Source organism: Pseudonocardia sp. McavD-2-B, from assembly GCF_024124365.1.
Classification (GTDB): Bacteria; Actinomycetota; Actinomycetes; order Mycobacteriales; family Pseudonocardiaceae; genus Pseudonocardia; species Pseudonocardia alni.
In genome coordinates this window covers 1-4,325 of sequence record NZ_JAMXSG010000372.1, presented here as the reverse complement: position 1 = coordinate 4,325, position 4,325 = coordinate 1, and the positions used below count along the sequence as shown (strand labels likewise).

Here is a 4,325-nt window from a genome sequence, read left to right as displayed (position 1 = left end):
CGGAGGAACCGGGCTGGCCCGGTGCGCCCGACCCCGCCACCCCGTCTGCCGAGGGCCCGGACCGCGCCCGGGCGGCGATCGTCGTCGCCGGGGTGCTGGGAGCGGTCCTCCTCGGTGCCGGGCTGCTGCTCGGCGGCCCGCGCCCGGCGACGCCGGCCGGGGCCACGGTCGCCCAGTACGGCTACGCCGCCGCGCTGCCCACCGGCTGGGAGCACACCGGCGGCGACCCGCAGCGCCGACGCGTGCTGCTCACCCCCGCCGGCGGCCCGGACGGGGCCGACCTCCTCGTGCTGGAGCGCAGCCCGCTCGGCTACGACGCCGGACGCGAGCCCGACCGGGCCCGCCGCGAGCTCGCCGCGCTCGTCGGTGACCCCGGGCCGGTGCCTGCGACGGTCGGCGGCCGCGCGGTCCTGCGCTGGACCGAGACACCGGGCGACGGGACCGTCGTCGACTGGCACGTCGTGTTCTCCGGAACCGACGAGCTCGTCGCCGGGTGCCGGCGGCCGGTGGGCGCCCCGGTCGCCGCGGCCTGCGCCGAGGTCGTCGCGACGCTGCACCGGGTGCCCTGAGCCCCCGGCGTTCCCGGTCGCGAACGGTCCGCCCGGAACGGCCACGGCCACCGGCGCGCCCTGCCACTGTGCGCGGGCCGGGGGCACCGCGCCCCCGGGCCCGGGGAGCCGTCGACACGGCCGCGCCGGGTCCGATCAGGGGACGAGGTGGGACGTATGGCCGACGGGTTCGGCACGACGACCGAGGAGATGGTCCGCGCGGCGGGCCAGGTGCGGGCGGTGAGCGACGCCGTCAACGGCGAGCTCGGCCGCCTGCGCAGCCGGCTGGGACCGCTGCAGGGCCAGTGGTCCGGCGCCGCGGCGACGGCGTTCGCCCAGCTGATGGCCAAGTGGGACACCGAGGCGCGGCGGCTGAACGAGGCGCTGGGCGCGATCGGTGAGCAGCTCGGCGGCACGGCGACGACGTACCAGCAGCAGGAGGACCAGAACCGCACCGCCATCACGTCGGTGCTCGGGTGAGGGGGAGCCACACCATGGGATCCGACATCAAGGTCACCTTCAGTGCGCTCGAGACGGCGTCGGCCGACACCGCCGCGACGACCGCACGCATCACCTCCCAGCTCGAGGACCTCCGGCGGCAACTGGCGCCGATGGTCGCGACCTGGACCGGCGACGCGGCGGCCACCTACCGGGCGTCGCAGCAGAAGTGGGACACCTCGGCGGCCGAGCTGACCACCACCCTGGGCACCATCGGGAGGCTCGTCGGTCAGGCCGGTCAGAACTACCGGGCCACCGAGCAGGCGAACCGGGCCCGGTTCGCCTGACAGCCGGTCCGGGGGCCCGGACGACCCCCTTGCGTCCGCCCCCGGAACCGGCGGGTACGCTTGGCTCTCGTTGTGCAGCGGTGGAGACCCGCGGGCGCCGTCCTCCGGCGACAGCGGCGGGATCGAGCGTCCCTCCGGCGTCCACCAGCAGCACGCTGAGGAACCAGAGACTAGAGAGTGGGCCGGAACCCGTGCGGACGGCCCACCAGCCGAGAACGACGACGAGGTAGATCCGTGCCCACGTACAGCCCCAAGCCCGGCGACATCCAGCACGCCTGGCACGTGATCGACGCCGAGGACGTGCGCCTCGGTCGGCTCGCCACCCACGCTGCCACGCTGCTGCGCGGGAAGCACAAGCCGACCTACGCCCCGCACGTCGACAACGGCGACTTCGTGGTCATCGTGAACGCGGAGAAGATCTCGGTGTCCGGCAACAAGCGTGCCGACAAGTTCATCTACCGCCACTCCGGCTTCCCGGGTGGCCTCCGCCAGCGCTCCGTCGGCGAGATGATCGACAGCCAGCCCGACCGCCTCGTCGAGAAGGCGATCAAGGGCATGCTGCCGAAGAACCGTCTCGGCCGCGCCATGGCCAAGAAGCTGAAGGTCTACGCCGGCCCGGCGCACCCGCACGAGGCCCAGAAGCCGCAGCCGTTCGAGATCAAGCAGGTCAGCCAGTGACCACCCCGAGCAACGAAGAGGGACAGCCCGTGACCAGCCCCGAGAACGGACCCGACGAGGTCGTCGACGCGGTCGAGACCGAGGGTGCGGCCGCCGAGGCGACCGAGACCGAGGCCACCGAGACCGAGGTCGCCGACGTCGACTACACCATCGGTGACGCCGCCGACTTCGACGCCGACGAATTCGCCGCCGAGGCACCCGTGCTGGGCGACCGCCCGGTCCAGACCGTCGGCCGCCGCAAGGAGGCCGTCGTCCGCGTCCGGCTGCTGCCGGGCACCGGTGGGTTCACCCTCAACGGCAAGCCGCTCGAGGTGTACTTCCCGAACAAGCTGCACCAGCAGATCGTGAAGGAGCCGCTGGTCCTCGTCGAGAAGACCGAGCGCTTCGACATCTTCGCCAACCTCAAGGGTGGCGGCACCGCGGGTCAGGCCGGCGCGCTGCGCCTGGCCATCGCCCGTGCGCTGGTCGAGCTGGACTCCGAGGACCGCCCGCCGCTGAAGAAGGCCGGCTGGCTGACCCGTGACGCCCGCGCCGTCGAGCGCAAGAAGTACGGCCTCAAGAAGGCCCGCAAGGCGCCCCAGTACTCCAAGCGCTGATCGCACACCGGATGCCTCGTCTCTTCGGAACCGACGGCGTCCGGGGCCTGGCCAACGGCGAACTCCTCACTCCGGAGTTCGCCGTTGGCGTCTGTGCCTCGGCCGCCCGCACGCTCTCGAACGGCTCCGGCCGCCGGCCCCTCGCGGTCGTCGGACGCGACCCCCGCGCGAGCGGCGAGATGCTCGAGGCCGCGGTCGTCGCCGGGCTCACCTCGGCCGGTGCGGACGCGATCCGGGTCGGTGTGTTGCCGACCCCGGGCGTCGCGCACCTGGTCGCCGAGACCGGCGCCGACCTCGGCGTGATGATCTCCGCGTCGCACAACCCGATGCCCGACAACGGCATCAAGCTCTTCGCCGCGGGCGGCCACAAGCTGCCCGACGACGTCGAGGACGCGATCGAGCAGCAGCTGGCCGCCGGGCTCGGTGCCCGCCCCACCGGGGAGGGCATCGGCCGCGTCTGGGACGCCCCGGACGCCACCGACGTCTACGTCGCGCACCTGCTCTCCGCCGCGCCCGGCTCGCTGTCCGGGCTGCGCGTGGTCGTGGACTGCGCGCACGGCGCCGCGGCGCTGGCCGCGCCGGAGGCCTACCGCCAGGCGGGCGCGGACGTGATCGCGCTGCACGCCGAGCCGGACGGGCTCAACATCAACGACGGCGTCGGGTCCACCCACCTGGAGCCGCTGCGGTCCGCGGTGCTCGAGCACGGCGCCGACCTCGGCATCGCCCACGACGGCGACGCCGACCGCTGCCTGGCCGTGGACGGGACGGGCGCCGTCGTCGACGGTGACCGGATCATGGCCGTGCTGGCGCTCGCCATGCGCGACGCCGGCGAGCTCGCCCACGACACGCTCGTCGCCACGGTGATGAGCAACCTGGGCCTGCACATCGCCATGCGCGAGGCCGGGATCACGCTGGACACCACCAGGGTCGGCGACCGCTACGTGCTGGAGCGGCTGCGCGAGGGCGGGTTCACCCTCGGCGGCGAGCAGTCCGGGCACGTGGTGCTGCCGGGCCACGCCACCACCGGCGACGGTCTGCTCACCGCCCTGCGGCTCATGTCGCGGGTCGCGCAGACCGGCACGTCGCTGGCCGAGCTCGCCTCGGTGGTCACCGTGCTGCCGCAGGTGCTGCGCAACGTGGCCGTCGCGGACAAGGACGCGGTCGCCGGGTCGGCGGACGTGGCCGAGGCCGTCGCCAAGGCCGAGGCCGAGCTGGGGGACACCGGCCGGGTGCTGCTGCGCCCGTCGGGCACCGAGCAGCTCGTCCGCGTGATGGTCGAGGCGCCCAGCGCGGGCGAGGCCGACGCCGTCGCGGGCCGGCTGGCCGAGGTCGTCGCCGCCGCGCGCTGACCCGCACACGCCGATCGGGGCCGTCACCCACACCGGGGGCGGCCCCGACGTCGTTGTCCGGGGCCCCGGAGCCCTGCCGGGCGTCCCCCCGTCGGTCGCAGCGGGGGCACGCGTTCGCGGTCGCGAACGGGATCGGCGGTTCGGGGGCGGTGCGGGTGCGACCGGGCGCAGGCTGGTCCGATGCGACCGGACGTGCGGCGGGACCCCGAGGCGCTGGACCGTGCCGCGCGCGGGATGGAGGAGCTGGCCGCTGGGCTGACCGCGGCCCCCGCGACCGGGCCCGGTGACGGGGACCGCGTGGTGCGGCTGCGGCGGGTCACGGACGAGCTGACGGCGCTGGCCGACGCGACGCGGCGCGCCGCGGCCTCG

The 4,325-nt window shown here is 75.1% G+C and carries 7 protein-coding genes; all 7 read left to right on the top strand.

What is annotated here, in order from left to right; genetic code table 11:
- On the top strand, positions 1 to 569 hold a 569-nt coding region (locus NH602_RS28570; protein WP_253069428.1), incomplete at its 5' end, for a type VII secretion-associated protein.
- Between the two features lie 156 nt (positions 570 to 725).
- Positions 726 to 1,028 (top strand): WXG100 family type VII secretion target, encoded by a 303-nt coding sequence (locus NH602_RS28565; RefSeq protein WP_179761826.1) that lies wholly within the window; start codon positions 726 to 728, stop codon positions 1,026 to 1,028.
- A gap of 14 nt (positions 1,029 to 1,042) precedes the next feature.
- The gene (locus NH602_RS28560) at positions 1,043 to 1,333 is read left to right on the top strand and encodes a WXG100 family type VII secretion target (RefSeq protein WP_179761827.1); all 291 of its coding nucleotides are present in this window, start codon (positions 1,043 to 1,045) and stop codon (positions 1,331 to 1,333) included.
- Positions 1,334 to 1,567: 234 nt separating this feature from the next.
- Positions 1,568 to 2,011, top strand: coding sequence for a 50S ribosomal protein L13 (gene rplM, locus NH602_RS28555; RefSeq protein WP_062397782.1), 444 nt, complete (start codon positions 1,568 to 1,570; stop codon positions 2,009 to 2,011).
- Positions 2,012 to 2,040: 29 nt separating this feature from the next.
- Positions 2,041 to 2,607 (top strand): 30S ribosomal protein S9, encoded by a 567-nt coding sequence (gene rpsI / locus NH602_RS28550; RefSeq protein ID WP_073576859.1) that lies wholly within the window; start codon positions 2,041 to 2,043, stop codon positions 2,605 to 2,607.
- 11 nt (positions 2,608 to 2,618) lie between these two features.
- Entirely contained in the window at positions 2,619 to 3,956 is a 1,338-nt protein-coding gene (gene glmM, locus NH602_RS28545) for a phosphoglucosamine mutase (protein WP_251784393.1), read from the top strand.
- 180 nt (positions 3,957 to 4,136) lie between these two features.
- The coding region (locus NH602_RS28540; protein ID WP_253069427.1) for a hypothetical protein at positions 4,137 to 4,325 on the top strand (189 nt) is incomplete at its 3' end.